General features: G+C 62.4%; 30 protein-coding genes. 12 read left to right on the top strand and 18 right to left on the bottom strand.

Annotated features, from left to right (window positions below):
- Positions 1–162 precede the first annotated feature (162 nt).
- Positions 163–2,505, bottom strand: a complete 2,343-nt coding sequence (locus tag ACIQTZ_RS22460; RefSeq protein ID WP_402984282.1) for a glycoside hydrolase family 3 N-terminal domain-containing protein — start codon at positions 2,503–2,505, stop codon at positions 163–165.
- A 212-nt stretch (positions 2,506–2,717) separates the two neighbouring features.
- Between ACIQTZ_RS22460 and ACIQTZ_RS22455 the strand changes: the two genes are divergently transcribed.
- From ACIQTZ_RS22455 to ACIQTZ_RS22435, 5 genes are all read left to right on the top strand, one after another.
- A complete protein-coding gene (locus ACIQTZ_RS22455) occupies positions 2,718–3,824 on the top strand; it encodes a Gfo/Idh/MocA family protein (RefSeq protein WP_402984279.1) in 1,107 nt (368 codons plus the stop codon).
- Between the two features lie 13 nt (positions 3,825–3,837).
- Entirely contained in the window at positions 3,838–4,797 is a 960-nt protein-coding gene (locus tag ACIQTZ_RS22450; RefSeq protein WP_402984276.1) for a PmoA family protein, read from the top strand.
- Positions 4,798–4,826: 29 nt separating this feature from the next.
- Positions 4,827–5,555 (top strand): cupin domain-containing protein, encoded by a 729-nt coding sequence (locus ACIQTZ_RS22445; protein WP_402984273.1) that lies wholly within the window; start codon positions 4,827–4,829, stop codon positions 5,553–5,555.
- 13 nt (positions 5,556–5,568) lie between these two features.
- A complete protein-coding gene (locus ACIQTZ_RS22440) occupies positions 5,569–6,594 on the top strand; it encodes a LacI family DNA-binding transcriptional regulator (protein WP_402984270.1) in 1,026 nt (341 codons plus the stop codon).
- Positions 6,595–6,678: 84 nt separating this feature from the next.
- Positions 6,679–6,936 (top strand): helix-turn-helix transcriptional regulator, encoded by a 258-nt coding sequence (locus ACIQTZ_RS22435; protein WP_402984268.1) that lies wholly within the window; start codon positions 6,679–6,681, stop codon positions 6,934–6,936.
- 156 nt (positions 6,937–7,092) lie between these two features.
- On the opposite strand, the gene ACIQTZ_RS22430 is transcribed toward ACIQTZ_RS22435, so the two are convergent.
- Entirely contained in the window at positions 7,093–7,515 is a 423-nt protein-coding gene (locus ACIQTZ_RS22430) for a hypothetical protein (RefSeq protein WP_402984265.1), read from the bottom strand.
- A 271-nt stretch (positions 7,516–7,786) separates the two neighbouring features.
- Here ACIQTZ_RS22430 and ACIQTZ_RS22425 point away from each other — a divergent pair, with 271 nt between their 5' ends.
- Positions 7,787–8,524, top strand: a complete 738-nt coding sequence (locus ACIQTZ_RS22425; protein ID WP_402984262.1) for an ANTAR domain-containing protein — start codon at positions 7,787–7,789, stop codon at positions 8,522–8,524.
- A gap of 166 nt (positions 8,525–8,690) precedes the next feature.
- Positions 8,691–10,055, top strand: coding sequence for an MFS transporter (locus ACIQTZ_RS22420; protein ID WP_402984259.1), 1,365 nt, complete (start codon positions 8,691–8,693; stop codon positions 10,053–10,055).
- On the opposite strand, the gene ACIQTZ_RS22415 is transcribed toward ACIQTZ_RS22420, so the two are convergent.
- The gene (locus tag ACIQTZ_RS22415) at positions 10,052–10,297 is read right to left on the bottom strand and encodes a hypothetical protein (RefSeq protein WP_400336632.1); all 246 of its coding nucleotides are present in this window, start codon (positions 10,295–10,297) and stop codon (positions 10,052–10,054) included. The two genes, ACIQTZ_RS22420 and ACIQTZ_RS22415, sit on opposite strands and share 4 nt — an antisense overlap.
- A gap of 130 nt (positions 10,298–10,427) precedes the next feature.
- Here ACIQTZ_RS22415 and ACIQTZ_RS22410 point away from each other — a divergent pair, with 130 nt between their 5' ends.
- Complete coding sequence (locus ACIQTZ_RS22410) at positions 10,428–10,880, top strand: SRPBCC family protein (RefSeq protein ID WP_402984256.1); 453 nt, start codon at positions 10,428–10,430, stop codon at positions 10,878–10,880.
- A 36-nt stretch (positions 10,881–10,916) separates the two neighbouring features.
- Here ACIQTZ_RS22410 and helR read toward each other — a convergent pair whose 3' ends face one another.
- Both helR and ACIQTZ_RS22400 read right to left on the bottom strand, forming a co-directional pair.
- Entirely contained in the window at positions 10,917–13,064 is a 2,148-nt protein-coding gene (gene helR, locus ACIQTZ_RS22405; protein ID WP_402984253.1) for an RNA polymerase recycling motor ATPase HelR, read from the bottom strand.
- A gap of 351 nt (positions 13,065–13,415) precedes the next feature.
- A complete protein-coding gene (locus ACIQTZ_RS22400) occupies positions 13,416–14,165 on the bottom strand; it encodes a DUF1648 domain-containing protein (RefSeq protein WP_402984250.1) in 750 nt (249 codons plus the stop codon).
- 188 nt (positions 14,166–14,353) lie between these two features.
- Between ACIQTZ_RS22400 and ACIQTZ_RS22395 the strand changes: the two genes are divergently transcribed.
- Complete coding sequence (locus tag ACIQTZ_RS22395; protein ID WP_402984247.1) at positions 14,354–14,587, top strand: hypothetical protein; 234 nt, start codon at positions 14,354–14,356, stop codon at positions 14,585–14,587.
- Positions 14,588–14,597: 10 nt separating this feature from the next.
- Here the strand turns inward: ACIQTZ_RS22395 and ACIQTZ_RS22390 are convergent, their stop codons facing one another.
- The 4 genes from ACIQTZ_RS22390 to ACIQTZ_RS22375 all read right to left on the bottom strand — a co-directional run bounded on the left by ACIQTZ_RS22390 (position 14,598) and on the right by ACIQTZ_RS22375 (position 17,626).
- Positions 14,598–14,990, bottom strand: coding sequence for an ankyrin repeat domain-containing protein (locus tag ACIQTZ_RS22390; protein ID WP_402984244.1), 393 nt, complete (start codon positions 14,988–14,990; stop codon positions 14,598–14,600).
- A 486-nt stretch (positions 14,991–15,476) separates the two neighbouring features.
- A complete protein-coding gene (locus tag ACIQTZ_RS22385) occupies positions 15,477–15,944 on the bottom strand; it encodes a hypothetical protein (RefSeq protein ID WP_402984242.1) in 468 nt (155 codons plus the stop codon).
- Between the two features lie 18 nt (positions 15,945–15,962).
- On the bottom strand, positions 15,963–16,328 hold the full coding sequence (locus ACIQTZ_RS22380) for a hypothetical protein (protein WP_402984239.1): 366 nt from the start codon (positions 16,326–16,328) through the stop codon (positions 15,963–15,965).
- A gap of 110 nt (positions 16,329–16,438) precedes the next feature.
- On the bottom strand, positions 16,439–17,626 hold the full coding sequence (locus ACIQTZ_RS22375; protein WP_400336639.1) for a TerC family protein: 1,188 nt from the start codon (positions 17,624–17,626) through the stop codon (positions 16,439–16,441).
- Between the two features lie 335 nt (positions 17,627–17,961).
- Between ACIQTZ_RS22375 and pnuC the strand changes: the two genes are divergently transcribed.
- From pnuC to ACIQTZ_RS22360, 3 genes are read left to right on the top strand one after another with little or no spacing between them, the layout of a single operon-like run.
- On the top strand, positions 17,962–18,627 hold the full coding sequence (gene pnuC, locus ACIQTZ_RS22370) for a nicotinamide riboside transporter PnuC (protein ID WP_402984236.1): 666 nt from the start codon (positions 17,962–17,964) through the stop codon (positions 18,625–18,627).
- Positions 18,624–19,739, top strand: coding sequence for an AAA family ATPase (locus tag ACIQTZ_RS22365; RefSeq protein WP_402984233.1), 1,116 nt, complete (start codon positions 18,624–18,626; stop codon positions 19,737–19,739). Before pnuC ends, ACIQTZ_RS22365 begins: the two co-directional genes overlap by 4 nt.
- On the top strand, positions 19,736–20,482 hold the full coding sequence (locus ACIQTZ_RS22360; RefSeq protein ID WP_402984230.1) for an NUDIX hydrolase: 747 nt from the start codon (positions 19,736–19,738) through the stop codon (positions 20,480–20,482). The genes ACIQTZ_RS22365 and ACIQTZ_RS22360 overlap by 4 nt, the downstream gene beginning before the upstream one ends.
- Here ACIQTZ_RS22360 and ACIQTZ_RS22355 read toward each other — a convergent pair.
- From ACIQTZ_RS22355 to ACIQTZ_RS22315, 9 genes are all read right to left on the bottom strand, one after another.
- Complete coding sequence (locus tag ACIQTZ_RS22355; protein WP_402984227.1) at positions 20,479–21,558, bottom strand: hypothetical protein; 1,080 nt, start codon at positions 21,556–21,558, stop codon at positions 20,479–20,481. The genes ACIQTZ_RS22360 and ACIQTZ_RS22355 overlap by 4 nt on opposite strands.
- 23 nt (positions 21,559–21,581) lie before the next feature.
- Positions 21,582–21,755: a hypothetical protein gene (locus tag ACIQTZ_RS22350; protein ID WP_402984224.1), complete on the bottom strand. Its 174-nt coding sequence runs from the start codon at positions 21,753–21,755 to the stop codon at positions 21,582–21,584.
- A gap of 38 nt (positions 21,756–21,793) precedes the next feature.
- Positions 21,794–22,201, bottom strand: coding sequence for an SRPBCC domain-containing protein (locus ACIQTZ_RS22345; RefSeq protein ID WP_402984221.1), 408 nt, complete (start codon positions 22,199–22,201; stop codon positions 21,794–21,796).
- Positions 22,198–22,509: an ArsR/SmtB family transcription factor gene (locus ACIQTZ_RS22340; RefSeq protein WP_402984219.1), complete on the bottom strand. Its 312-nt coding sequence runs from the start codon at positions 22,507–22,509 to the stop codon at positions 22,198–22,200. Before ACIQTZ_RS22340 ends, ACIQTZ_RS22345 begins: the two co-directional genes overlap by 4 nt.
- A gap of 50 nt (positions 22,510–22,559) precedes the next feature.
- On the bottom strand, positions 22,560–23,075 hold the full coding sequence (locus ACIQTZ_RS22335) for an Imm61 family immunity protein (protein WP_402984216.1): 516 nt from the start codon (positions 23,073–23,075) through the stop codon (positions 22,560–22,562).
- Positions 23,065–23,478, bottom strand: a complete 414-nt coding sequence (locus ACIQTZ_RS22330; RefSeq protein WP_402984213.1) for a TNT domain-containing protein — start codon at positions 23,476–23,478, stop codon at positions 23,065–23,067. The genes ACIQTZ_RS22335 and ACIQTZ_RS22330 overlap by 11 nt, the downstream gene beginning before the upstream one ends.
- A 10-nt stretch (positions 23,479–23,488) precedes the next feature.
- Positions 23,489–24,223, bottom strand: coding sequence for a hypothetical protein (locus ACIQTZ_RS22325; protein WP_402984210.1), 735 nt, complete (start codon positions 24,221–24,223; stop codon positions 23,489–23,491).
- Positions 24,224–24,229: 6 nt separating this feature from the next.
- Positions 24,230–24,718, bottom strand: coding sequence for a hypothetical protein (locus ACIQTZ_RS22320; RefSeq protein WP_402947293.1), 489 nt, complete (start codon positions 24,716–24,718; stop codon positions 24,230–24,232).
- A 279-nt stretch (positions 24,719–24,997) separates the two neighbouring features.
- Positions 24,998–25,666 (bottom strand): hypothetical protein (locus tag ACIQTZ_RS22315; protein WP_402984208.1); only part of this gene is annotated, 669 nt, incomplete at its 5' end.

Genomic DNA, 25,666 nt, shown 5'->3' with positions numbered 1-25,666 from the left:
CGTCTCATTCCCCTTCCGGCCGACGCACCCCACCTTGGTGAGAGAGCGTCCGGGGGATGGGGGGTGTTTGGTGAGAGAGGGTCCGGGGGTAGGGGTGTTTGGTGAGAGAGCGTCCGGGGGTAGGGGGTGTTTGGTGAGAGAGGGTCCGGGGGTAGGGGAGGCTCAGGCCGGGCGGACCTCCACTGGCGTCAGCATCTCCCGCTCAAAGCCCACTACGCGGCGCTCACCGTGCAGGATCACCTCGTGGGTCGCAGCGTCTGAAGTGCTTGAGGTCGAGACATGCAGCTTCACCAGCCCCGGCGTCACCACTCGTGCCAGGTCCAGCCCGGTGAATGACGTCCTATCGGCATGGACCGTGAACTCCACTTGGGCCGAGGACCCGGCGGCCAGTTCTACCCGGGCATAACCGATGAGTTCGCGGACAGGCCGGACCACTTCGCCCTCGGGGTCTTCCAAGTAGAGCTGCACGATCTCAGCCCCGGCACGCGAACCCGTGTTGGTCACCGTGCAGGAGACGGTGACCGAGTCCGACGTCGACATGGTGGGCGCACTGCACCGGTGGTCCGCGAGGGAAAAGTCCGTATAGGACAAGCCGTGCCCGAAGCCAAACAGCGGTGACGGATCCAGCGCGCTCACCTGCGTAGCTCCGGCGAGGCGCGAGTGGAGGTACGTGCCGGGCTGGCCGCCGGGGGATCGGGGCACTGAGACGGGCAGCTTTCCGGACGGATTGACGACGCCGGTGAGCACGTCCCAGAGGGCGGCGGCACCTTCTTCGCCAGGGAAAAAGCCCTGGACGATCGCGTCGGCGCGGTCCACGAAGTCGCCCAGCGCGTAGGGCCTGCCGCTGAGGACCACTACCACGGCACGTGTTCCGGAATCAGCACACGCCGTCAAAACGCGGTCCAACATCCAGTGCTGATCGCCGGGAAGGCGGAGGTCGGCGGCGTCGTTCCCTTCGCCGGAGGTACCCCGCCCAAACAGTCCGGCGTTGTCCCCAACCACCACCACACAGGTGTCCACGGACGCCGCAACTGCGCATGCTTCGGCGATCTGGTGTTCGGAAGAGGCCTCGCAGTTGCCGGTCACGGACACCGCCACGGACGGGAACCGCTCCAAGGCCACTGCGGCGACGGAAGGCACGGAGATACCCATCGGAACCTCGGGATGGGACGCGCCCACGTGGGCGTCGAAGGAGTAGCAGCCCAACATGGCGAAGGGATCATCGGCCAAGGGACCAACAACCGCCAGGGAACCACGCTGGGGGAGGGGCAGCGCGGGTCCATCAGCGCGAGCCTGATTGCTCAGCAACACCAAGGACTGTGTTGCCACTTCGCGGGCCAACTGGCGGTCCTCAGCAGGATCAAGCTCAAATGGACCAGACAGCCAAGCCGGAACGGCGGAGAAGTCGGGGGACAGCAGACCCAGCTCCTGTTTCTGCCTCAAGACGCGCCGGAGCGCCGTGTCCACCACCTTTTCGTCCACCTTGCCGGCACGCACCAGAGACAACAGCGGCTCACCAAAGCAGTTCACGGTGGGGAGCTCCACGTCGACGCCGGCCGTCAACGCCAGTGCCGCGGCGTCGCCGGAGTCGGCGGCTACTCCATGGGTTACGTTGAGGAAGGCAACCCCGAAGTAGTCAGCCACCACCGTCCCACCGAAGCCCCATTCCTCACGAAGCAGCCCGGTCAAAAGGGCGCGGTTCCCGGCGGCCGGTACGCCGTCGACGTCGGTATAGGCGTGCATCACGGAACGGGCGCCACCGTGGCGGATCGCCATTTCAAACGGCGGCAGCATGACATCGGCGAGTTCGCGCGGACCCATGGAGACCGGCGCGTGGTTGCGGCCGGCCCGGGAGGCGGAGTAGCCCACGAAGTGCTTCAGCGTGGCGACGATGCCGGTGGATTCCAGGCCTTGGACGTAGGCCGTGGCGAGGGTACCCACCAGATAGGGGTCCTCCCCGATGGTCTCTTCCACGCGGCCCCAGCGGAGGTCACGGACTACATCGAGCACGGGTGCCAGGCCCTGGTGGATCCCGAGGCCACGCATGGAGGTGCCGATCCTCTGTGCCATCTCGCGCACCAGACCGGGGTTGAACGTTGCGCCCCAAGCGAGGGGGACCGGGAAGGCTGTGGCCTTCCAAGCGGCCAGTCCGGCCAGGCACTCCTCGTGGACCTGCGCGGGGATCCCGAACCGGGAGGCGGCCATGATTTGTTCCTGGGCAGCGGCGAGCCGGCGGGCTCCTTCGGCGGGGTCCACGGGAACGGTCCCGTACATGCGGGTGATCTGGCCCAACCCGTCGGCAATGACCTCTTCCCACGAGCGCGCGTCGCCAGCCATCTGGCTTTGCAGGGGAGCAACGGAGTCGCCATCCGTGGACGCGTTCACCCACACGCCCACCAGTTGGGCGAGTTTCTCTTCAAGGGTCATTTCACGGATGAGGTGTTCCACGACGTCCTCGGCGGGGACGCGGGCAAGTGATTGCTGTTCGGCGGCGCCGCTGGTCACTGGGTTCTCCTAAGGTTGGGATGGCGATTTTTAGAAACTATCAGAAAATTCTGTTTACTTTCTAGATTCGAAAGTGTTGACTGTTTGCTGGGCAGCTACTTCAGAATCCGCTGTTTCTGCGCATAAGCGAGAACTTATTTGTGCGCCTGGGTGTGTGAAGCACCGCCTCTGTCAGTCCGAAACTTTCCGAACCAACCCGTAGGAAGAACTCCATGAACACGTACAGAGTGGCCATCGTTGGAACCGGCGGGATCGCCGCAGTTCACGCCGCCAACCTGGCCCGTACCGATAACCGCGCCAAGCTGGTTGCGGCCTGCGACGTCGACGAGGCCCGGTTGCGTGTCTTCTGCGACGAGCATGGAATCTCCGGGCGATACGGCACCCTTACGGAACTGCTGGCCGAAGCGAAGCCGGACATCGTGCACCTCTGCACGCCGCCCATGATGCACATCGACCAAGCCATCGAGTGCCTGGAATCCGGCGCCCATGTGCTTTCCGAGAAACCGCCGGCGCTGAGCCTGGCCGACTTCGACCGGCTGGATACGGCCCGGGCGAAGGGCGGCGCCGAGTTCTCCTGCGTCTTCCAACATCGTTTCGGTGATGCCTCTGCCGCCGCCCGCAAACTGATCGGCGGCGCAGGTTTCGGGCGTCCACTCGTAGCCCGCTGCGACACGCTCTGGTACCGGCCCGACGAGTATTTCGAGCTCCCGTGGCGTGGGACGTGGAAGGCCGAAGGCGGCGGACCGACCATGGGCCACGGCATCCACCAGTTCGACCTCCTCCTGCACCTGCTGGGCCCGTGGGAGGAAGTGGTGGCGATAGCCTCGCGCCAAGCCCGGGCAACCTCCACCGAGGACCTGTCTGCTGCCCTGGTCCGCTTCGAAAACGGTGCCACGGCCACGGTGATCAACTCCTTGCTCTCGCCGAGGGAGACCTCGGACATCCGCATCGACTGTGAGTTTGCCACCATCGAGCTCAGCCACCTCTACGGCTATGGCACCAAGGACTGGACCATTACTGCCGCCCCAGGCCACGAGCAGGATGTTATCGGTGCCTGGGAAGCGGAAGTCTTGGAACGCGGCAGCGGCCACTCGGCCCAGTTCCTTGCCATGTATGACGCGCTCGACGCCGGACTGCCCCTTCCAGCCGGAGCCGACTCTGCGCGGCAAACACTGGAGTTCGCTGCCGCGATTTACGCCTCGGCCTTCACCGGCCGGCCTGTCCGCCGAGGGGACATTGTTCCCGGCCACCCCTTCTACGACGGCATGGACGGCGATGGCCTCGGTACCCGCGTCCTGGCCGCCACCGCCCACGCCTGAGCCTGGAGAACCCATGACAACCACTGCCACCAACCACACAACGAACCCCCTCAGCTATACGGACGATGGCCGCACACTCACCTTCACTGTCGGCGCCCAGCACATCGCGAGCTACACGTACCGTCCCACGGACCACCAGTACGAAAGCCCGCGGCCCTACTTCCACCCACTCACAACCCTGGGTGGCGACGAGGTCACGATCTCCCGGCCATGGGACCACGTGTGGCACAAGGGCTTGTCCTGGGCCCTGCCGAACGTGGGCGAGCACAACTTCTGGGGCGGCGCCACCTATACCCGCCAAACCGGCTACGCCAACCTGGATAACAACGGGGCCGTGAACCACGAGGTGTTCACGAGCATCGAGGAATCCACGGACGGGATCGTAGCCTCGGAGTCGCTGGTCTGGACCGCGCAGCCAACTCCGGGAAGCGAAGGGCAGGCGCTCATCAAGGAGGGCCGGCGTTTTGCGCTACAGCTCCTGCCCATCCCGGGCTGCTGGGTGCTGCTCTTCGAGACCACCATGGACAACACTTCGGACGCGGACATCACCATCGGCAGCCCCACCACCGAGGGCCGGGACAACGCGGGCTATGGCGGACTGTTCTGGAGGGGACCCCGGTCCTTCACCGGCGGGGAGTTTCGTTCCGAGGCCGGGACAGGTGCCGACGAGTTCATGGGTACCCGCTCGTCCTGGATTGCCTTCACCGGACAGCATGATGTCACGTGCCGCAAGTCCACCATCCTCTTCGTCGAGGATCAGGCCAACCCGGGTGCCTCCAACCAATGGTTCGCGCGCTCGTCGATGTTCGCTTGCCTCGGCTCGGCGCCGTTCTTCAGCGAAGTAGTCCCGCTCAAGGTGGGCGAACCGCTGACGTACCGGTACGCCGTCGTGATTTCCGACGGCAGCGTTGATGCCGGTTCGGCTGCCGCGCTCGCGGACGCAGCGACGGCGGCGCTGGAGGCCTGGGCTTAGTGTGTACGTCGTTCCCGGGCGCCACGGCGGTGTCTGAAGTCAGCATCTATTCGTGGCCCGGGGCCGACGGCGCAGCGGGAGGCTCGCCGCACCTGCACACAGCCTCCACCGAGGCGTATGTGGTCCAGCAGGGGAGTGGGCGTCTGGAAACCCTCGACTCACGCGGGTTCACGTCCACGCCCCTGGAGCCGGGAACGGTGGTGTGGTTCACGCCCGGTACCGTTCACCGCGCCATCAATGACTCCGGCGACCTGCGCGTGCTCGTGGTCATGCAGAATGCAGGGCTGCCCGAGAACGGCGACGCCGTCATGACCTTCCCGCCCGAGCACTTGGTGAGCGTCGACGCCTACGCCAGGGCAGCCCACCTTCCGTCCAAAGACGCCGACGGCGGTGAGGCGTTCGCGGAGGCGGCCGCGCGCCGTCGTCGTGATTTGGCGTTGGCGGGGTATCTGGAGCTGAAAGCCGCCGTCCAAGAGGCGGGGGTGGCTGCGCTCGCGGACTTCCATGCCGCCGCCGCGAACTTGGTGCGGGAACGGACGGAGCTGTGGCGCGGTTATCTCGCAGACGGAGCTGCCAGGCAGGCGGAAGTGACAGCTGGCCACTTGGCTTCACTGGAGTCCATGGAAACTTTCTACCTGCAGGAAGCAAGGACTACGATGGGCGAACGGAAATCCCGCAGGATCTACGGCATGTGCGGCCGGATCCAGGCGTGGGAACTTTCCGAAACTGTTGATGCCGGGACGGTGGCTTTCGGCTGAAAGGGGTAGCTTCATGGTGACCAAGCAGGACTCGGGACGGGCGACCATCAGCGAGATCGCCCGTGAAGCCGGGGTGTCTGTACCCACGGTTTCCAAGGTCCTCAACGGCCACGCCCATGTGGCGGCCGCCACGCGCGCCAAAGTCGAAGAAATCATCGCCAAACGCGACTACGCCCGCCGGCCCGCCAAACGAAGCAAGAAGGCCGGACTTGTTGACCTGGTGTTCCCGGGCATGGGTTCGGAGTGGGCCTGCGAAATCATCGAGGGCGTCGAACGCGTGGCCCAGGAAGCAGGCTACGGCACCGTGGTCAGCAGCTTGTCCCTGGACGGTTCGCGCATCCGCCCCTGGTTGGCGAACCTCGCCGAGCGGAAGTCCGACGGCGTCCTGCTGGCGGTTTATGAACTGGACCCGAAGCAGATCCAGCGCATCAAGTCGCTGGGCATTCCCGTGATCCTGATCGATCCCGTTGGCCAACCCGGACCCGAACTCATGACCGTGGGCGCGGCTAACTGGGACGGTGCGTTCTCAGCGACCGAGCATTTGTTGAAGCTGGGCCACCGGCGGATCGGCATGATCGGCGGACGCGAGGATTTGCAGTGCAGCGGCGCCCGCGAGGACGGGTACTTGGCGGCACTCAGGCGTGGGGGTGTTGAAGCGGATTCGTCCCTGATGGTACCGGGAGATTTCTCCATTGAGTCGGGGGAGCGGGGCACGGAGGCATTGCTGTCCTTGAAGGAGCGGCCCACCGCGATCTTCACCGGCAACGATGCCCAGGCTTTGGGTGCCTATAGGGCCGCGCGATCTGCGGGGCTGCGGATACCGGAGGACCTGTCCATCATCGGCTTTGATGACATCCCCGCGGCCGAATGGATCGAGCCTGGGCTCACCACCATCCGACAGCCGGTGGTCCAGATGGCAGAAACGGCCATGCGGGCGCTGCTGCGGCACCTGGAGGGCGACGAGGAACTGCCGCAACGGATCGAACTGGGCACGGAGCTGGTGGTACGGGGGTCGACAACGGCGCCCTCGTCTCCTTGATGTAGCAGATCATGAACTTTTGAGCTTTTTGTTGAAATGTTCATGATCTGCGACATTCTTACACCTCGTTGATACGGTGAAGATGTGGAACATTCGCAGGAGACCGATTTCTTCCGGGCCTTTGACGCCAAGTCCTTCGGGGCTGCGCTGAGAAGCGCTCGCAAAGAACGTGAACTAACCCAGCAAGAACTCGGAGCCATAATTCGGGCCAGTCGTCACACCATCGTGCGACTCGAACGCGGGGAGAATGTCGCCTTGGAGACCGCAATTGCCGCTGCCAGGGCTCTTGAGCGGGACATAGCCCTCATTCCGCGTTTTTCCAGGTTGGACGTGAAGCGATAGTTGCCCGTGCAAGCGACCTACTCGCCGGAAAGACTGCCCGACGGGCGTGACCTTCCCGACCTTCTTTGGCGGAAGAACGGCCACTTCGCAACTGCAGCAGGTTGCAAAGTGGCCGTTCGTTTGTGGAAGTGGGTCAGGACGGCACGCCCACTAGCCTTAGCCCCGGCCCATGTTGCTCGACGGATCCTCGCCGCTCTCTGAGGGGTCTGCCCGGAGTGCGTCCGGATCACCCTCCGGCAGGCCGGCCGGTCCGGGGACGTCTCCCGAAGCCGTGGGGATGTCCTGGTCGCCTTCGCGGTCCTGGTTGATGTTGCTGTCTGTCACGCCCGCGTCGTGGTGGGTGTGCTCTTCGTGCGCTTCTCCGTGTCCGTCCACGGCGAACGAGCGGTCATCGTCCTGTTCGCCGGGAACGTCTGAGTCCATGGCGTTGGATCCCTCGCTGAGGGAGGAGTGCACGTGGATGTCGTCGGCCTTTTCGTTGGGATCGGGAACCTGGTCCTTGTCCACTGGATCGGATGTGCCCGCCAGGTCCTCCATTGCGTTCTCTGCTGCCTTGTGGATGCTGTTTTCGATGCCCATGGGATGACTCCTTTGCGATCGATGGTTTGTATGGCGGGCTGGAATTATAATGGTAAGCATACTTAGTTATTGGTGGATGCGACAGCCGTAAGGAGTTGACAGAATGCCGTTTGATCTCTTCACAAAACCGCAGGTCAGCGCTTGCCGTGGCGCACTTTGTACCGGTGATCGTTGGAGGATAAGGTATCTTCAGACCGTTTTGCAGAGGGCGGCAATCTCCGCTCCTTTGCTGTAGGCCAGGGACGCTTTTCAGTCAGTAGGAACACGTCACATGGTCAACCCCCGCCCCGAGCAGGAAGCTCTCCAGAATGGATACTTTCTGGATCTTGTCCTGGGTAGCGAAGATGTCGAGGCGTTTCTGACGGACTTGGCCGCCTTCTCGTCCGAAAGTCTCTCGCTCTCCGATGCTCCCGTTTTTTGCGGGATCACTGTCTTGCGCAAGAAGCGCGCCGCCACTGCCGCCAGCAGTGATGAACGAGCCCGGGTCCTCGATGAACTCCAAAACACTCACGAGGGTCCCTGCCTGACTGCGATGGACAGCATGGGCTCTGTTTTGGTTCCGGATCTGGTCCGCGAAGTTCGCTGGCCGGAGTATGTGGAGGCCGCGGCCGGACAAGGCCTGCGCTCCGTCCTCAGCGTTCCGCTTGTGGTTGAGGGAGACACCCGGGCAGCGCTCAATCTTTACTCCGAACGGGCACATGCTTTCAGCGACGCTGACGTTGAGCGCGCCGAAGTCTTCGCCTCGCACGCCTCCAAGTCACTTCGCCTGGCCCTCAAGATCGCGCAGCTCAGCGATGCCCGCAACGATCTCGCCGCGGCCATGCAGTCCCGCACCATCATCGACCTCGCAGTCGGAGCGATCATGGCGCAGAACCACTGCAGCCAGGAGGAGGCGTTCACCATCCTCCGGACGGCCTCGAGCAACCGGAACATCAAGCTGCGGCACTTAGCCCAGTCGATCATTGAAGCAGTCTCGTCAGGCAAGGTCACCACGCACTTCGAGGAGTAGCACTTCAGTCCCGGCGCAACGCACCTTCCCGCGCGAGCATCACGGCGTTTCGAACGCCCTGATGGGTGGCCTCGACCGAGGAATCCGGATCTGGGGCGTCCCGCCGGCGTCCCACCCAGCGGCCCCGTTTCGTGACCCGAGGCAACGATGTACCAGACTGGGGTAGGTGACCAACAGAAACTCCCGACCAGGCCTGGCGATCGCCGCGCTCAGCATCGGTACCGCGCTGAATCCGCTGAATTCGTCGATGATCGCGGTGGCCCTGGTGGTGTTGCGGGAGGACTTCGCGCTCGACGTCGCCACGGTCACCTGGGTGATCACGGCCTTCTACCTCGCGTCTGCTGCCGGCCAGCCGCTCATGGGCCGTTTCGCTGATCGCTTTGGTCCACGCCGCTTGTTCACTTTCGGCATGGCACTCGTGGCGGTGACGTGCGCCATCGCGCCCTTCCTGCCGAACTTCGCGTTGGTCTGCGTTGCCCGGGCACTCATGGCGGTGGGCACAGCGACGGCGTATCCGTCCGCCGTCGTGATGGTCACCGACCTCAGCCGCCTTGCCAACGTGCCGACCACCCGGCCCCTCGGGCGGATCCAGATGGCCAACACGTCCGCTGCCGCCGTGGGGCCCGTGGTGGGTGGCCTGCTGGTGAGCCTGTTCGATTGGCAGGCACTGTTCGTCATCAACGTGCCGCTGGCGCTGATCGCCTTGCTGGTGGTGCAGCGGACCGCGCCTGCCGACGCCGGACGGGAGACCGGCTCGCTGGGCAAACTCATTCGCGATTCGGACATCCCGGGCATCCTCGCGTTCGTGGTCTCCCTGATGCTGGCCATGATGGCGCTGCTGAACGTGTTGCCCGATGTCCGTTGGTACCTGCTGGGCGCTGCCGTGGTGATCGGCGCGCTCTTCGCGTGGCGGGAACTCCGCTTCAATCCGCCGTTCCTGGACCTCCGCCTGCTGGGCCGGAACCGCCCACTCCTGTTCATCTACCTGGTGTTCGTGGTCTTCAGCGGGGTCTACTACTTTGCGTTCTTCGGCCTTCCGCAGTTGCTCCAGGAAGCAGGGAATTACGACGCCGGACTGGTAGGCCTGCTCATGCTTCCCCTTGCGTCGATGTCCGTTTTGGTAACGCCGCTGACCGTCCGGCTGATTGAGCGGTTCGGCGTCCGGGCCGTGCTGATCACCGGGGTGCTGGTGCTCACGGTTGCGGCTGCGGCGCTTGGCCTGCTGACCTTGTCCCTCTGGCCACCGCTGGTGCTGGTGCTGACCGCCGTGATGGGCGTGCCCTACGGTGCCGTGAGCACAGCTTCCAACCAAGGACTGTACGTCTCCGCCCGGCCGGAGGAACGCGGCGTCGCGGCCGGGATCTTCCAGACCTGCCGGTACTTGGGAGCCATCACGGCCACCGTGTTGATCGGCGTGTTCTACGGTCCCGGTGTGAACCAAACCAACTGGGGCTTGATGGTCCTGGTGATGCTGGCGTTGAGCGCCGTGGTGATTGTGCTGTCCGTGATGTGGCGGAAACCGGCAGCTTAGTCCGAGATGATCCGGATGCTCACCTCGGGCAGTTTCTCGATGATGCGGCGCGGAATGTTCCCTTGGAAGGCGAGCCACAGGATGTGCCCGCTCGGCGTCACGGACTCCACTTTCCCGCGGTCCACGAACTGTCCGTGATCGTACACTTCCACGTTTCGGCCCCTGAGCCCGGTCCAGTCCGTAGCCACAACCCAGCCGATTCCCGGTTCAATGGCAGCCCGGGGTTCCTGCGTTCCAGTCATGAGTCATCCCTCTTTTGTGCGTGAGTCTTTTCAACTCAGTGGCGAGCCCCCGTAGTTCATGACGGCACAGTTTAAAAATGGGTGCCCGCAGGGGAAGCGCTGGGGAATGCCTGAATGTAGCATCTGGAATATGTCCAACGACTCCGGCATCAAGGCCAGCACCACCAGCAAGACGTTCAGCCGCAGCACGCAGGTTTCCGCCACCATCAATGCGACTCCGGCCAAGGTCTGGAGCTTGCTGACCACAGCAGGCGACTACCCTACGTGGAACTCCACGGTGGTCTCGTTGGAGGGTGAGATCACGCCCGGCTCCACCATCCGGCTCGTTTCCACGCTGGATTCGAGCCGGACGTTCAAGCTCAAAGTCAAGGAGTTCGAACCCGCCCGGCGCCTCTCCTGGGGTGACGCCCTGGGCACGCGCGTCTATACCCTCACGGAAACCAACGGCGGCACGCGCTTCGAGATGAACGAACGCATCGGCGGCCCCATCTTTCCTTTGTTTGCCAGCAAGATCCCGTCCTTCGACGCGAGCTTTGAGCAGTTCGCGGCCGACCTCAAGTCGGCAGCGGAGAAAGGCAGCTGAATTTGCGACGCCGGCAGCGGGGTCACGCGGGCAGCGTCACGTCAGGATGACCAGCTGCTGGGTTGCCCTCGTCATGGCCACATAGCGGTCCACGGCACCCTCGATGCCGTCACCGAATCCGTCAGGATCCACGAGGACCACCAGATCGAACTCCAGCCCCTTCACCAGTTCCGGTGGCAGCACACGGATGCGTGGCGACGCTGGGAGCGAGCCCCATCCGGCGTCGTGCGTTGCTATGACGCAAGCGACGCCATCGGCGTTGGCCGCGAGCCAATCGGTGAGCAGAGGCTCAAGATCATCCAAGGCGCCGTGCCGCACTGGCGGGCCTCTGCGGATGGATGTGGGCACGTTGGCGTCGGGGAGTGCAGCGCGGATCACGGGCTCGGCGGCCGCCATGACTTCCTCAGGCGTGCGGTAGTTGATGGTCAGGCTGGTCTGGTGGATAGTCCCCAACCCCACGCGTTCCAGCCGCTCCTGCCATGACTCGACGAATCCGTGCCGGGCCTGGGCGCGGTCGCCAACCACCGTGAAGCTCTGCGACGGGCAGCGCTGCAGCAGCATCTGCCACTCCGCGTCCGTGAGTTCCTGCGCCTCGTCCACCACGATGTGCGCGAACGGACCGGCCAACACGTCAGGGTCTGCGATGGCTACGTCCTCGACGAGCTTCTCCAGCATGTCCTCGCCGCGGAGCATGGACATGACCATGAGCTCGGAATCGTCGGCGGCGATGAGGTCCTCCACCACGCGGTCCATCAAGTCCTTCTCCGCCGCTGCCTCTGTACGTTGGCGTCGCCTTTTCCTCGAGGCCTCCGGGTCGCCGAGCCGTTGCCGGGCTGCGTCCAGGAGCGGGAGGTCGGGGATGGTCCAGGCTGTGGGGTTGCTTCGTTGCAGCGTCTTGACTTGTTGTTCGGTGAGCCACGGAGCGCACAGTTTCGTGAAGGCCGGGACGCGCCAGAGATCAGCGACCAACTCCGCGTAGTCCAACAGGGGCCAGGCCTTGGTGAACGCTTGCGTCAGCTCGGCGTTCTGCGCGAAGGCCCTTCGGAGGAGGTCCTCGGGGATCTCGTCGGTGTCGAACTTGTCCAGCAGGATAGTCACCAGTTCATCCCAGACCTCCTCGCGGGCCTCGTTGTGCGGGGTGCCGGGGCTTGGCGCGTTGAACGCCTCAGCCCAGTCGTCCTCGCCGAGCCAGACATCGGCCCACGGCGTCTCCACCTCCATGCCTTCAGCCGGTGGCTGCTCGTACAGCCGGACGGCTTTTTCAACGGCCTTGACCATGTCCGCTTGCGCTTTAAGGCGTACGACGGCGGCATCCGGCTCGGGTGCCGCGGCGGCTCCTTCGGGAACCAGATCCCGGATGGTGCACGTCTGCACGCCCTCTTCACCGAGGCTGGGAAGGACATCCGCCACGTAGTTCAGATACGGGCGGTGGGGTCCGATGAACAGGACTCCGCCACGGCGACGCCCCAGCCTGGGATCGGAGTAGAGCAGGTAGGCAGCACGGTGCAAGGCGACCACGGTCTTGCCGGTACCGGGACCGCCGTCGACCACCAAGGCACCACGGGACGAAGCCCGGATGATGGCGTCCTGGTCCGCCTGGATAGTGCCGAGCACATCCTGCATCTTGGCCGAGCGGCTGGAGCCCAGGCTGGCGATGAAGGCGGAGAGGTCCTCAAGCGCTGCCGTTTCCTCTGGGTTGTCCTGGGCGAATGATTCGTCCCAGTAATCCGTGATCCGGCCGCGGGTCCACCGGTAGCGGCGACGGCTGGCCAGGCCCATCGGGCTGGCGTGGGTGGCGCCGAAGAAAGGCTCGGCGGCAGGGGAGCGCCAGTCGATGAGGAGGCGCTGGCCGTCGCTGTCCGTGAGCCCGAGGCGGCCGATGTAGAGGGGTTCTGCGTTCCCTGCTGTGGTGACGCGGCCCAGGCACAGGTCCAGGCCGTACGATTTCAGGGCTTTGAGCCTGCTCGTGAGCCGGCGGGTTTCGACGTCCTTCTCTACAGCTTCCTGGCCGAAGCGGCTGGGGGCTCTCCTGATGGTTTCCAGTTGCTGTTCGAGGCTCGCAACGGTCTGTTCCATGCTGGCGGCGATGGCTGCGAAGTGCTCCTCGTCTTTGGCCACGAGGGCTGGATTGGCTTTGGGGGATAGGTGCTCGGGCAGGTTGAGGGCACTGGTTGCGAGTGGCATGGGAGCTCCTTGGTCCGGATTCGGCTCTCAATTGTGCAGGAACCCCTGGGCCTTGCGGCAAGGCCCCCTGTGCCGTATAGATTGAAAGTGAGGAGAGGTGTTCTCCTCTTTTTTCTGCCTTGTTCGCGGGTCTTTTTTGGGGGATCCGCCGCCATTTCGATGCGTAGTTGCCCACCGTGCCGTGCGAACCATCGAACGGGCAGCAAGCCATCGAAGTGGGCGCTCCTCTCGATCCGTATAGACGCATGGCTGCGTGTTAGACGGCAGGAATCGTCTCATGCACAGGCAGCCATCGAAATGGGTGTCGCGACGCAGACATGCGGGAGGGCCGCTCGGACTTGCGGGGCTTTCTTACAGCGACGCGATGGTTCCGAGTACCAGTGGGCCGATCACCAGGACGATCAGGAGAATGACCATGATGGCACGTCCTTTGCGATTGCCCACGTTTACCGTCAGGCCGATGCCTGTGCCAGGTCGTTTGGGGACAAGGATGTGCGGGTCGTCAGGATTGTTGTAAAGGATGCCCGCGATCCAGAGCTTGTCTTGTTCCTCTTCGGCCGCTGTGGGGCGAATTCCTTCAGCCAGTGCTGTCCTGCGCGCCCAACGGGAAGCCATGGCGTACGAAACCGGGATCACGCCAAGAACCAGTGCAATGAGTAAGAGGGCGGGCAACGAAGAAACATGATCCGGGTCAGACCATCCTGCCACGGCAAAGAATGCGAACACGACGGCTATCAGGAACGAGGTGCCGCCCAGGGCAGCGATGGTGCCGCGGATCAGGCCTTCCCGGTGATAGAGCTCCCAGGCGCTCGGTTCCTTGTCCGGAAGTACCATCTTGGGCACCGCTGCTGCGACGATCGCCAGAAGCACGACAACTCCGGCGGCCGTCAGGAGAGGAAAGAAAACCGAGCCGAAGGTCTTCGGGGACCAGGCATCGGGGCGTCCTCCTGGCCCCCAGTGGGTTGCTACCACGTCGGGAAGGGACTCAAAGATGCGGATCCCGTAGGCGAAGCAGGCCAGCACGACAAGGCCCGCTGTGAGATGCAGCAGCCAGAGCGGGCCGCGTCCGCGCTTGATGTCAGTTTCAGTTGCGCCAGTCACGAGGGCCAGCCTAGTCTCAGGCGGGATCGACGAATAACGGGGCTGTTCTTCGTCGGTTCTTTGCCGTGGCTCCTGCACTTGTACTCTGGTGCAGGCTGATGCTTGTCTGCCCACTCAACGCGTCAGCGCATCTGTAGGCCTACGTAGGGGCTCTCATTCCGCGGATGTCACTGGAGAAGGACTGCTCTTTGAAAAAGCCGATGTTCGTTTTTCTCGTTACTGCCGCGGCAATTGTTATTGCCGCACCAGCGGCCTGGGTCGCTGCTTGGCTGGTGGGCGGAAAGACCCCCAGCCCGCTGGTACTCGGTGTCGGCGTGGTGGCAGGCCTGATCGCCGGGACCATGGGTGGTTCACGGGTTTGGGATGACCGGCGTGCGATTCGTGAGCGGATCGCCGAGGAGAGAGAAGGCGGCGGGCTGTGAACAGAGGGTTCTATTCGCGAAGGTCTCGAAAGAACTCCACTACGTTGTAGTTTCCGATCAATTCGGCAAATCCCAAGGGAGTCTGCCCAGACGCATTGGCCTGGAGCGGGTCGGCCCCATGGCTGCGCAGGAGCCGAATTAGTTCTCCTCTGCCTCGTGAATTGGCAACTGCTACAAACAGCGCCGTGTTGCCAAACGCGTTCTTCAGATCGACTTGGGCACCTGCGCGCAGTAGGTCTGACGCGGCGGCCACTGAATACTCCTGGGCCGCGAAGTGGAGCGGAGTGAAGCCTTGTTTGTCCTGGGCGCTCACCAATTCGCCCTGATCGATGAGCTCTTTGATGGTTGGCACGTCGTTGGTCATGGCTGCGTAATGCAGGGGCGTGCGGCCTGCTCGGTCCAAGGACTGCCTCCATACTGAACCAGTTGTGCTCAACGATGCTACGACCGGTAAGAAGTCGCTAAGTCTCTTACTGGCGCATCAACATCATATGCTCGACCATGAACCTGCCCAAGACGCGTATAACCGGTAAGTGCGTGTCCTGCCCGTAGTTTGGTGAGGGTGGTTGCCTGTTCGAGCCAGGCCAGGTCCGGGAGGTTCACCGTTCTACGGGAGCGATCGGGGCCTCCACCTCGGCGGGTGTTACTGTCGCCGGGGATAAAGGGGCAAAGACTCGCCGCGTCTGGATCTAAGCTTCAGTGGGCTCATGTATCGCACTTCAGACGAGCGGAACTCAAACCCGGATGGGCTGTCGTTAGAGTTAGCGTGAAGCACCAGTCGACAACCAGAGGCCGCCGTTTAGATGCTTGGCTGCTTCTCAGACGATAGGAGTCGTCTAATGCGCAGCGAGCCATCGAACGGGCTTCCATGGGTTCCCGGCCTTGCGATCTACGTCTGCTGCTCTGCCAGATAGTGTCTCACCGGCGGTTGGGCGACGTGGATGAGCCGGATACGCTGTTGATCCGGTCTCCAAAGGAGTGCCTGCAAGCGTCCATCGGCCAGCAGTGTCAATTCCACGGTGTCGCCTTTGCGCACAGGTCCGATGGGGTTGAAGAAGCGGTACACGATGCTGAAGGATCGTGGCCTGCCGTCGACATCTTCAGCCTCCAGGTGGACCGCAAGGGCGCTTCGGTTGCCAGCCTTTCCAGTGACCGTGGCCTGCACAGTCCTCCACTGAGCGCACGAGGCAAGCAGCTTTCGAGTCAGGCCAAAGTCCGTGAGATCGCCCCAAAAGCACAACAAGCAGGCCAAAGCGGCGAACGGGAGTAGTGCGCCAAAGACAACGGGATCCGGGTGATTCGAGTCGTCAGCTCCGTCCACCCAGATGTCGAGTGGATCCGACGTTGAGACGTTCAAAGCCACAGGAAAGCCGACTCATGGCAAGGTGCCGCAGCCGGCGTTGACTCCAGCGACGCCTTGCAACTGCTGATCACTCACCGCGTAGGAAACATGGAGACGACACGAAGCCGAACGACGGGATGAGGTGTCCTCCTGCTTGGTCACTCTCGCCTCAACAGTCGTGTATTCGTCCATGGCGTGCCTGACTCCCACAATGACGGACCAACCGAGCAGCGCTGTGACGGTTCCGATGACCAGGAGGGCTATTGCGCGCCTCATCAGAAGCGTCCGCCGAAGACTGCTTCCTTCCCACACAGGAACCGGAGGCTCGGTGGCCACAGTTGCCCTAAGAATGGTGTCTTGGGTGATCAGGATCCAAGCGCTCCCGACATCGTTACGCATACGCTCCTTCCACGCGAAGTACGTGCACGGTTTGTGAGGCGCACGGGATTGGATGGCAAAGCAGCGCTGCCCCGGAGAATGCCGGGGCAGCGCTGCGTTTCAGTCGAGACTTACCGCTTCAGGAACTCCTCATGCTGCCGGTGTGCTTCCTTCACTTGCTCGCGGATCGTCTCCACATCCTTGGCCTTGTTCCGGTACTTCAGCGGCATCTGCACAATCTGTGCTTCCTCCGCGGTCAGTGCCCGGTAGATGCGTTCGCGTTCGGCGGCGTCGGCGGTGTAGTCGAGGTCGAGGTAATCGACGGCGTGGCGACGCGCGTTGTTGATGGCGGTCTGGGCCTTGCCGGCTGGGCTGAGCAGGGACAGGAGCACGGTGACAACCAGGGTTCCGCAGATCACGCTCAGCGAGAGGCCCGTGGAAATCTCAAGAACGTTGACGTGCTCGCCGCCGTTGATGAACGGCAGGTTGTTCTCGTGCAGCGCGTGCAGGATCAGCTTCACGCCGATGAACGCGAGGATCGCGGCAAGACCGTAGGACAGGTAGATGAGCCGGTCCAGCAGGCCGTCGATCAGGAAGTACAGCTGCCGCAGGCCCATGAGCGAGAACGCCGTGGCCGTGAACACGATGAAGACGTTCTGCGTCAGGCCGAAGATTGCCGGAATGGAGTCGAGCGCGAACAGGATGTCCGTGCCGCCGATCGCCACCATCACCAGGAGCATAGGGGTTAGCGCACGCTTGCCGTTGACCACCGTGAAGAGTTTGTCGCCGTCGTACTTATCGGTGGTGTGGAAAAGCCTCTTGGCGAGCCGGATGATGAAGTTGTTCGCCTGATCGTCACCGTGGTCGCCGGGCTTGAGGAGGTTGCCGGCGGTCAGCAGGAGGATCAGGCCGAACAGGTAGAACACCCACGCGAACGAGTTGATCAGCGCGGCGCCCAGGAAAATAAAGCCGGTCCGGGCGATCAGCGAGAAGACGATGCCGAACAGCAGCACCTTCTGCTGGTCCTCACGCGGCACCCGGAAGCTGGCCATGATGATCAGGAAGACGAAGAGGTTGTCGACTGACAGGGCCTTCTCCGTGATGTATCCGGCGAAGTATTCGGACCCCATTTGGGCTCCGCCGAAGACCAAAACCAGAATGCCGAAGACAACGGCCAGGCCCACATAAATGGACGACCAAATTGCTGCTTCCTTCAGCGACGGAACGTGGGCTTTGCGAATGTGGAAGAAATAGTCGAAGGCGAGAAGCGCCAAAATAACGACGATCGTGATGCCCCAAATGAGGGGAGAGACGGTCATGTGATCCTGCTTTCGTGAGGGGCGTGTAACTCAGCGAGGGTCAAAAACTCTTGCCATAAACCTACCGGGTTGGGTCGCCTGGCGTTGGTTCATGGCCTTGTGGGGAAGTACGACGGCGAGTGGCTGGGGTGGCTGCCTCCGGGAAGTTGTGCGGGTGAAACGTCAGGGTGTCTTACGTAGCTTCCAACGATCCTGGTTGTGATCCAGGTTCCGAAATTGCCGGGTTTCCTCTGTTGCGCACATCACATGGGCGAGATATCGCATGGCCTCCCGGTTTCAGGTCCGGATGGTGTAGTCTCGTTATTATCAATTTGATAATAACGATTGGAGGGGCCATGAATGCCCTGCTCGACTGGATGAACTCCCCGGCTGTTCCGAACCTTCTGGGCAGCCCCGTGAGCTGGATCGAAGTCATTGGATTCGTCACTGGCGCAGCTTGCGTCTACGGAGTCGCCCGACAGAAGCTGTGGAGCTGGCCGGTTGGCATCGTGAACAACATCGCGTTCATGATCCTGTTCCTGGGAGCTGGTCTCTACGGTGATACGGCGTTGCAGGTTATCTTCGGCGTGGTTGGGGCCTACGGCTGGTTCAACTGGATCCGCGGAAACCGGAGCACCGCAGTGAAGGACGACCTTCCCATCCGCGATGCAAGCCGCGCCGAGATCGCCTGGGGAGTAGGCATCACGGCGGTCGCCACGGCGCTGGTGGGATGGATGCTCGCCGTCGAAACCAATTCCACCGTTCCGTGGCCCGACGCGTTCATCCTTGCTGCATCCCTGGTGGCCACTTACGGCCAGGCCAAGAAGATTCTGCAGCAGTGGTACGTCTGGATCATCGTGGATATCGTCTCGATACCGCTGTACTTCGTGAAGGGGCTGGCGCTCACCGGCATTCTCTACATCGGCTTCCTGGCGCTCTGCATTTACGGGTTGGTGGACTGGAACCGTGCACGCCGGCTGCAGGGCGTTGACGCCGCGCAGAGCGAAGGAGCGCTGGTATGAACCTCTACGGCAACGGACTTGTCATTGGTAAGTTCTACCCTCCACATGCAGGGCATCGGCACCTGATCGAGGCGGCGGCAGCTGAGTCGGACAGCGTTTATGTCATCGTCCTGGGTACTCGCTTCGAGTCAATAAGCATGGCTGACCGAGCTCAGTGGCTTTCCGCCGAATTCGAGACTCACGCTAACGTGCGAATCCTTGTCCAAGCAGATGATTGCCCCGTGGATTACGGCTCGGACGAGATCTGGAAGGCCCACGTTGAAGTAATGCGCTCGGCTTTGCAGAACGCCGGGGTTGCGAAAGTTGACGCCGTTTTCACCTCGGAGATGTACGGGTACCAACTGGCGGATGCCTTCAATGCGCGGCACGTCCTGGTGGACCCTGACCGGAGCGAGTTTCCCGTCAGCGGCACTCTCTGCAGGGATGACCTCAACGCGGCCTGGCCGCACATCATTGAACCTGCCCGGCAGGGTTTGGCTACGCGGATCATCGTGGTCGGAGCAGAGTCCACGGGCACCACTACGTTGACGCGGGCGCTGATGGATCACTACCGAAGCCGGTACCAGACCATCGGGGATGTCCCCGAGTACGGGCGCCTGCGCACCTACGAGAAGCTCGACGAACTCCGGAGCCTCAATCCCGGCGCGGGCGTTGAGGACCTGGTGTGGACCACCGAGGACTTCGACCTCATCGCGAAGCGACAGAACGAGTTGGAGAACGCCGCCGCATCCCAGTGTCCGCTGGTGATCGCCGATACCGACTCGTTGGCGACCGTACTGTGGGAGCGCCGCTACATGGGCACGGACAGCTTCGGCGCTGCGGAGGCGGCCGCGAACCTCCCTTCGCGTGACATTTACCTGCTGACGGATCACGAGGGTGTCGACTTCGAAGACGACGGAATCCGCGACGGTGAGCACATCCGGGCAGACATGACGGAGTGGTTCAAGGAGGCACTGACCGCAGCGGGGCACTCCTGGGTATTGGTGACGGGCAGTCACGAACGCAGGATGGCTACGGCTACCACCATCATCGACCTCATACTGGAGCAACGGTCCACATTCATTTCACCGCCGTGGGCCAAACGAACCGTCCTGATAGGAGCCACCGCTTGAACAGCGAAAAGAAATTCTTGGCGTCATACCGGCCCGAGGACTATCCCGCTACCGCTGTCACCGTGGACCTGGTTGTGTTGGCCGTCGCGCAGGGTGTTCTGCACGTTGCGTTGGTTCGACGCGGTGAACACCCCTTCAAGGGTTCCCTCGCATTGCCGGGCGGCTTCCTTCACCCTGATGAGGACGCCCTGCATGCTGCGTGGCGTGAGCTCGCCGAGGAAACGGGCATGACGTTGCCTTCACCGGAGGCGCACGTGGAACAGCTCGCGACCTACAGCTCGCCTGACAGGGATCCCCGCATGCGGATCGTGTCGATAGCCCATCTGGTACTGCTCGCCACCGACGGACTAACCCTGCCTCCACTCGCTGCTGGGTCTGATGCGGCGGGTGCTGAGTGGTCGCCGGTTCACGAGACACTCAAGGGTGATCTCGCGTTCGATCACGCAGCCATCATGCGTGAAGGACTGGACCGTCTCAGCGGCAAGATGGAGTACACGTTGATTGCGGCACGGCTCCTGCCGGAGTCGTTCACGGTGACCCAGCTCCGTACCGTTTACGACGCCGTGTGGAACACTTCCCTGCCCGCCGGCAACTTCACGCGCAAAATGGTCCCGCAACTGCACGACACCGGTCAAAAGGTACGAGCGGCCTCTGGTGGCGCCCCCGCTGCTTTGTTCAACGCGACGGACAAACACCTTCACCCCTCGCTGGCTCGGCCAGCTGACGCACGGGATGCCAGCTAGGCACTTCCGAGCAGCATCCATTCGTCCCAGCTGTGTTCCCGGCGCCAGTGTTGGCGGGGTTCTTCGGTTTCCCTGAGCCTGTCCGTAAGCCACAGCGTTGTGTCTGGGTTCCAGCCCGCGATGACGCTGGCTGTTCCCTGGACTGCGTCCACCTCCAGTGCCCGTCCTGCCAGGTGGAGGTAGCCGTTCACTGTCAGGTGTACGGCGTCCCAACGTGTGGCTACCTGTTCCCAGTCCGGGATCACCCAATGCCCGTCGCGGCCCGTGGTGCGGTACCAGTCATGGCGACGCGAGGCCGTGACCTGGAACGGGAAGTCGCGGAAGAGCGTGACCCAATCCTCGGCGACCTCGACTTCGAGAATCCGGCCGGATCCCGAGACAGGGATGACCGTTGCTTCTTCCCATCCCAGTGAGTCTTCGATGAGGTCGAGCCCTTCGGGTATCCGACTCATGGTTTGAATGAGGCGGTAGGGGATGGACCACCATTCTCCGCTCACTTGGGCCCTGAGGTCCGCCGGGAGTTGCCAGGCGCTGCGGAATTCCACGTCAAGCGTGTGTTCCGTCCACTCGGAGAGCGTCTGGCTCGGGTTCCTTGACAGTGGTGTGGGGTCAGCGGCCGATCTCCAGTCGACTGCCCACTGTGGTGCGCTGAACTGATTCCCCCAGGCCTTGGCTGCACGGGTAGCGAGGACACCGCTGGCGACATGTTCAAGCGCATCGGCCAGGCGTGCCTCGGCAGCCAAGACGTCCTCACCGTCCGGCTGCTGCCAATACCGTGCCGCGTCGACTGCCCGAAGCAAGGCCTTCTGTACGAGGGCGTCATCGATGCGGCCCAGATCCAGCCGGGACATCCGGTCGGCCAGTTCCGCAACCGTCGGCTTGGGCGCTGGAGGCGGAACCTCGCCCGACGAAGCAAACGACGACGTCATGACACGGGACTTACCCGCACCGGGATCGCGGTCGTAGGCCAAGTCGAAAACGGCTATGCGGACTTCGTCGTCAGCCTCCATCGCGAGTTCAAGGCACAAGCGCCGACCGCGTGGTCCGGCCAACAACGACGCAACATCCAGCTCCATGCTTCCCCCAAATCAGTCGTGGTCTACGGTTTGTGGCCTGCCACGAAACCGAAGTCGTGCTCACCCGGTTCGGGTTCCGGCTCGCGCTCAACGCGGCCATTGATCTGGCAGAGCGAAACCGCTTCGTAGGGGACACCTCGGCCACCGCCGATAACCTTGCCGATTGCGATTGCCAGGAGCTCGGAAGAAGTGTCCATCAGTTCATCCTTGCACGGCGCTCGCCGGGTAGTCGCGTCTAGTCGACGCTGACCAGCACCTGGTCGATGCGCGCGATCAGGCCTGGCCAGCCGTTGCCCATGCCTTCGATGGCCGTGCGGCCCATCGGGGTGTCCAGGTTGAAACCGGCGTGTTCGAAATGCAGGACGGTGCCGTTTTCCCTGGCTTCAAGCGACCACGTGATGGTGGTGTCCAGGACGCCTTCTGCGAAGACGAACGTGATTGACTTACCGGGTTCGACGGCGGTGACTTCGCACTGCTGCTGGCCCCAGCGGTCCATGTCCATGGTGAATCGGTGGCCGACCACCGGTGCGATATCGCCTGGTGCCCACCATTTGGCGAGGAGGTCGGGCGTTGTCAGGGCGGCCCATACGGCTTCGGGGGAGTGGGCGAAGGTGCGCTCAAGGCGGATGGCGTTCTCGGTCATGGGTCTTCCTTATCAAGTAGTTCGCCCAGGGCGTCGAGCCGCTGGTTCCAATAGTGCTCGTAGTGCTGCAGCCAGCCGCTGACTTCCTGCAGGCCCGTAGCTTGCAAGTGGTAGATCCTGTGCCGGCCTTGCCGCTCTTCGCGGATCAGTCCGGCGTCCTTGAGGACGGTCAGATGTTCCGACGCCGACGAACGGCTGAGTGTCAAGCGACCCGTCAGTTCGCCCGCCGACAAGGGGCCGCCGAGGAGGCTGTCGAGGATGGTGCGCCGCGAGGGGTTTGCGAGGGCGCCGAAGACGTCGGGAAGCACGTGATGATGATATGTCGGAAATTTCCGAAATGACAAGCGCGGAGTGGCAATCAGGTGAGGATCTCCTGGAATATCCCGCCCTCTGGCGCGTAGAGCCACTCCCAAAGATCGTGGGAGTCCATGTGTGCGTAGTGGGAAAACTCAACCAAGACGGTGAGATTACCGCGCCATGTGTCAGGCGAACCGGTTTTCTCCAGCTGCCACATGCCGTCATCACCAACCTTGAGGCTGTAGCCGGTGGCCACCTTGCTCGCATTGATGGGGGTAGTTGTTGGGCTCAGGTAGTTGCTCTGCAACTGAACACGTCTGTACCGGTTCATGAAGCGAAAAAGTAGTACTCGTTGAATGTCGTCCTGATGGGTGGCTGCAAACACTGGACGTTCGTGCCAAGCACGCTCGACCTCTGTCAGCGTGATCCACTTGCCCTTGCGCTCCAGGTAGAGCCTGATCTCTCCGCCGAGACTGGAAATACACCACACACCATCTTCGTAGCCGGTTATGCCGTATCTCGCCGAGTTGACCACAGGGTGCAGCCGCTCAATCATGGCGTCAAACTCATCGATCATAGGAAAGTACACCCGTCTTCAGTAGCTCTTCTGTGGTGATTAGCCTGCCTTGCCCATCTAAGAACAAAGCTTGGATTGACCCGCCGGCCCGGCCGAACCAAGGCGCCACCAGTGCAGCCTGAACTGTCGACCCCTCAAGCCCATCGGGCCACTGCTCCGCTACGCGATAACGCGTGTACGGAAGCTTCAGTGCATCGACTGGAAGCGAGCGATCTTCAAAGCTCGTTGGCTCGCCATTTTTCAGCGCGTAGAGGTATGCGCCGTCCTCGTTCCCTACCCGATCGAGAATGTTTCCGTAATTACCATGGAAGACAGCAAGGTCTTGAGTGCTCCAATGACTGCCCTTTACGCCGCCATCATTCGGAAGATAGCGATTCCATCGCTCTGTTTTCTGCTCAGTCATGACCTTCCCCTCAGCCCCTCTCGGCTCCTGCATCGACTGCTCTGAATTCGCTTTGATAGTCGAGGACTGCGTCGAGCGTCCAATCCGTAAGGACCGCGAGTGTCCCGTTTTGAAGTGGACGTAGGTCCACGAGGGGGCTTGACGGAAGAGTGTATCCGGAGCCGTTAGCCATGTACGTCAAAACTCCCACCGGCGGATACCAGAGTGGGTGGTTTTCGTTCCGTTTGGTTACCTCGTATCCGAATACGCCCCCACGGATGGGAGCCCAGATGTCCACAAGAGATGCGACGCATTCGGTTATTGCTTCTCGTCCGGAAACCAGGGCGTCATTCAACTCCAATTCGAACGAGTTTCTCGATCCGGGTGGGTCCTCTCCGTCTGAGACGGAGAAGCTGAATGGGCAGAGGCTTCTGTCCGACCCTGCGAGGAAGCCGAGCACAGAGAGGTAGTAGCCCCAGCTCGGGTGGAAGTTGCCGACATCGTCTTTGCGGGCGCCGTCTTGTACTCTCGCGACTACGTCTTCAAAGGACCGAGGGAGTGAATCATCAGCAGCCCGGCTCCGTCCTGGATATAGAACGTCAACCCATTCCAGAGAGCGCGTATCCAACTGTTCCAGGACATCCACGGACGACAGTATCCGCCGCGCAATCTCGACTGGTGTTGCGGACCTCCCCCCGAGATGGAATCGGAGATCAATGTCATCGAGATTCGCATCGAACAGCTCGTCCCATATTGGTTCATCCACGAGGCGTCAGCTCCCTAAGCGTCGGTTGGGTATACCCTCGTTGACTGCGGCGAATGACTTCTTATACTCCAGGCTGGCCTCAAGGGTCCATTCCTTGAGCACTGCGACTGTGCCGTGCTGCAGCACCCGCAGGTCTACGAGCGGGCTTTCAGGGAGGTTATAGCCGCTGCTGTTGGCGAAGTAGGTGAGTACACCGATTGGTGGGTAAAGGATCGGGTCATTGCGGTGCAGCTTTGCCAGCGCGAGCCCAGAGACCGCGCCGCGGACGGGTTCCCAGATGTCAACGAGCGCGCAGAATCCGTCGACGATCGCCGAACACCCGGCCACATCAGCTTCATCGAAGCCCAGTTTGAACGAGTCGCCGGAATGGGGGCCAGGGCATCCGTCGGTGACGGAAATGTGAAAGGGAAATACCTCTCGCTTGGATTCTGCTAAAAATCCGAACAAAGAAACGAAGTAGCCGAAACTTGGGTGGAACCTGCCTGCGTCGTCCACGCGAGCCCCATCCTCTACGCTGAGTGAGAGATCCTGAAGACTTCGAGGCAGCGTGTCGTCGTGTGTTCGCTGACGCGACGCATTGGCGTGCGCCCATTCGATAGGGCGAGAGTCCATAGTCTCCAGGAGTTCCACTGTAGACATGACCCTGACAGCTATTTGCTCGGGGCTAGCGTCTCGACCCCCCAATATCAATCGAAGGCTTATTGCCCGCAGTGCGGGGTCAAACAGTTCCGAGGCAATCATTGAAAGATCCGATCGTAATAGGGGAATTTATCATCACCGCTCCAGGGGAATGAATTTGACGTCGATGGAGACAGTACAGTCGGGGTGCGATTCGAGGTAGGCATCGACTGCGTCCTCCATCATTTCGCTAAGTTCGCGGTTGTGCGTGAAGATCCACTCCAGTCGACTCCCTGGAGCTCGACCTTCCAAGGCTTCGATCTGCTTGATCAATGTCTGATCAGCCCATTTATTGATCGCCTTCTGAATTGCGGCTTTGCCATGAAACCCCTCAAAGAGCCCACGGTATACGAGATCATAGTTGCCTTTGATTTCTTGGAAGATCTGGATGGGTGGGCGTCCTCGCCACAGGTGGCCGTCGAAGGCGATCGATTTCTTTTCGCCGGCGGCGGTGATGTAGTCCGTGACGTATTCCAAAGCGTTGCCTTTGGGGCCGGTGGCTGTGACCCCGGTTGCGAACGTCTGGTCCGGCGCACCGTTAGGGCTTCGTCCAGGTGGTTCCTGCCAGGTGCCGGGGCCGCCGTCGGTGTCGCCGATGGTGGGTTGGAGGTCGGGGTGGCGGCCGGGGAGGGTCTGGTCGCCGAGGCGTTGGTCGTAGGTGCCGGGTGGGCCGGGCGGCTTTGCTGGAGAGGCGGTCGGTGGGGCGTGTTCCGCTGCTGGTGCGGGCGATGCAGAGGTTTCCGCGGCACCGGATGTGTCTGGCCC

Source organism: Paenarthrobacter sp. NPDC090520, assembly GCF_044769205.1.
Classification (GTDB): Bacteria; Actinomycetota; Actinomycetes; order Actinomycetales; family Micrococcaceae; genus Arthrobacter.
Note: the sequence above shows the minus strand (reverse complement) of the source record. Positions and strands in the feature narration are given on the sequence as shown.

Excerpts from the sequence above, each read along its gene's own strand:
- pnuC (WP_402984236.1), top strand. The coding sequence starts at position 17,962 with ATGAATGCCCTGCTCGACTGGATGAACTCCCCGGCTGTTCCGAACCTT.
- ACIQTZ_RS22365 (WP_402984233.1), top strand. The coding sequence starts at position 18,624 with ATGAACCTCTACGGCAACGGACTTGTCATTGGTAAGTTCTACCCTCCA.
- ACIQTZ_RS22375 (WP_400336639.1), bottom strand. The coding sequence starts at position 17,626 with ATGACCGTCTCTCCCCTCATTTGGGGCATCACGATCGTCGTTATTTTG.
- ACIQTZ_RS22425 (WP_402984262.1), top strand. The coding sequence starts at position 7,787 with ATGGTCAACCCCCGCCCCGAGCAGGAAGCTCTCCAGAATGGATACTTT.
- ACIQTZ_RS22350 (WP_402984224.1), bottom strand. The coding sequence starts at position 21,755 with ATGGACACTTCTTCCGAGCTCCTGGCAATCGCAATCGGCAAGGTTATC.
- ACIQTZ_RS22380 (WP_402984239.1), bottom strand. The coding sequence starts at position 16,328 with ATGCGTAACGATGTCGGGAGCGCTTGGATCCTGATCACCCAAGACACC.
- ACIQTZ_RS22450 (WP_402984276.1), top strand. The coding sequence starts at position 3,838 with ATGACAACCACTGCCACCAACCACACAACGAACCCCCTCAGCTATACG.
- ACIQTZ_RS22430 (WP_402984265.1), bottom strand. The coding sequence starts at position 7,515 with ATGGGCATCGAAAACAGCATCCACAAGGCAGCAGAGAACGCAATGGAG.
- ACIQTZ_RS22355 (WP_402984227.1), bottom strand. The coding sequence starts at position 21,558 with ATGGAGCTGGATGTTGCGTCGTTGTTGGCCGGACCACGCGGTCGGCGC.
- ACIQTZ_RS22440 (WP_402984270.1), top strand. The coding sequence starts at position 5,569 with ATGGTGACCAAGCAGGACTCGGGACGGGCGACCATCAGCGAGATCGCC.
- ACIQTZ_RS22415 (WP_400336632.1), bottom strand. The coding sequence starts at position 10,297 with ATGACTGGAACGCAGGAACCCCGGGCTGCCATTGAACCGGGAATCGGC.
- ACIQTZ_RS22410 (WP_402984256.1), top strand. The coding sequence starts at position 10,428 with ATGTCCAACGACTCCGGCATCAAGGCCAGCACCACCAGCAAGACGTTC.
- helR (WP_402984253.1), bottom strand. The coding sequence starts at position 13,064 with ATGCCACTCGCAACCAGTGCCCTCAACCTGCCCGAGCACCTATCCCCC.
- ACIQTZ_RS22345 (WP_402984221.1), bottom strand. The coding sequence starts at position 22,201 with ATGACCGAGAACGCCATCCGCCTTGAGCGCACCTTCGCCCACTCCCCC.
- ACIQTZ_RS22330 (WP_402984213.1), bottom strand. The coding sequence starts at position 23,478 with ATGACTGAGCAGAAAACAGAGCGATGGAATCGCTATCTTCCGAATGAT.
- ACIQTZ_RS22455 (WP_402984279.1), top strand. The coding sequence starts at position 2,718 with ATGAACACGTACAGAGTGGCCATCGTTGGAACCGGCGGGATCGCCGCA.
- ACIQTZ_RS22335 (WP_402984216.1), bottom strand. The coding sequence starts at position 23,075 with ATGATCGATGAGTTTGACGCCATGATTGAGCGGCTGCACCCTGTGGTC.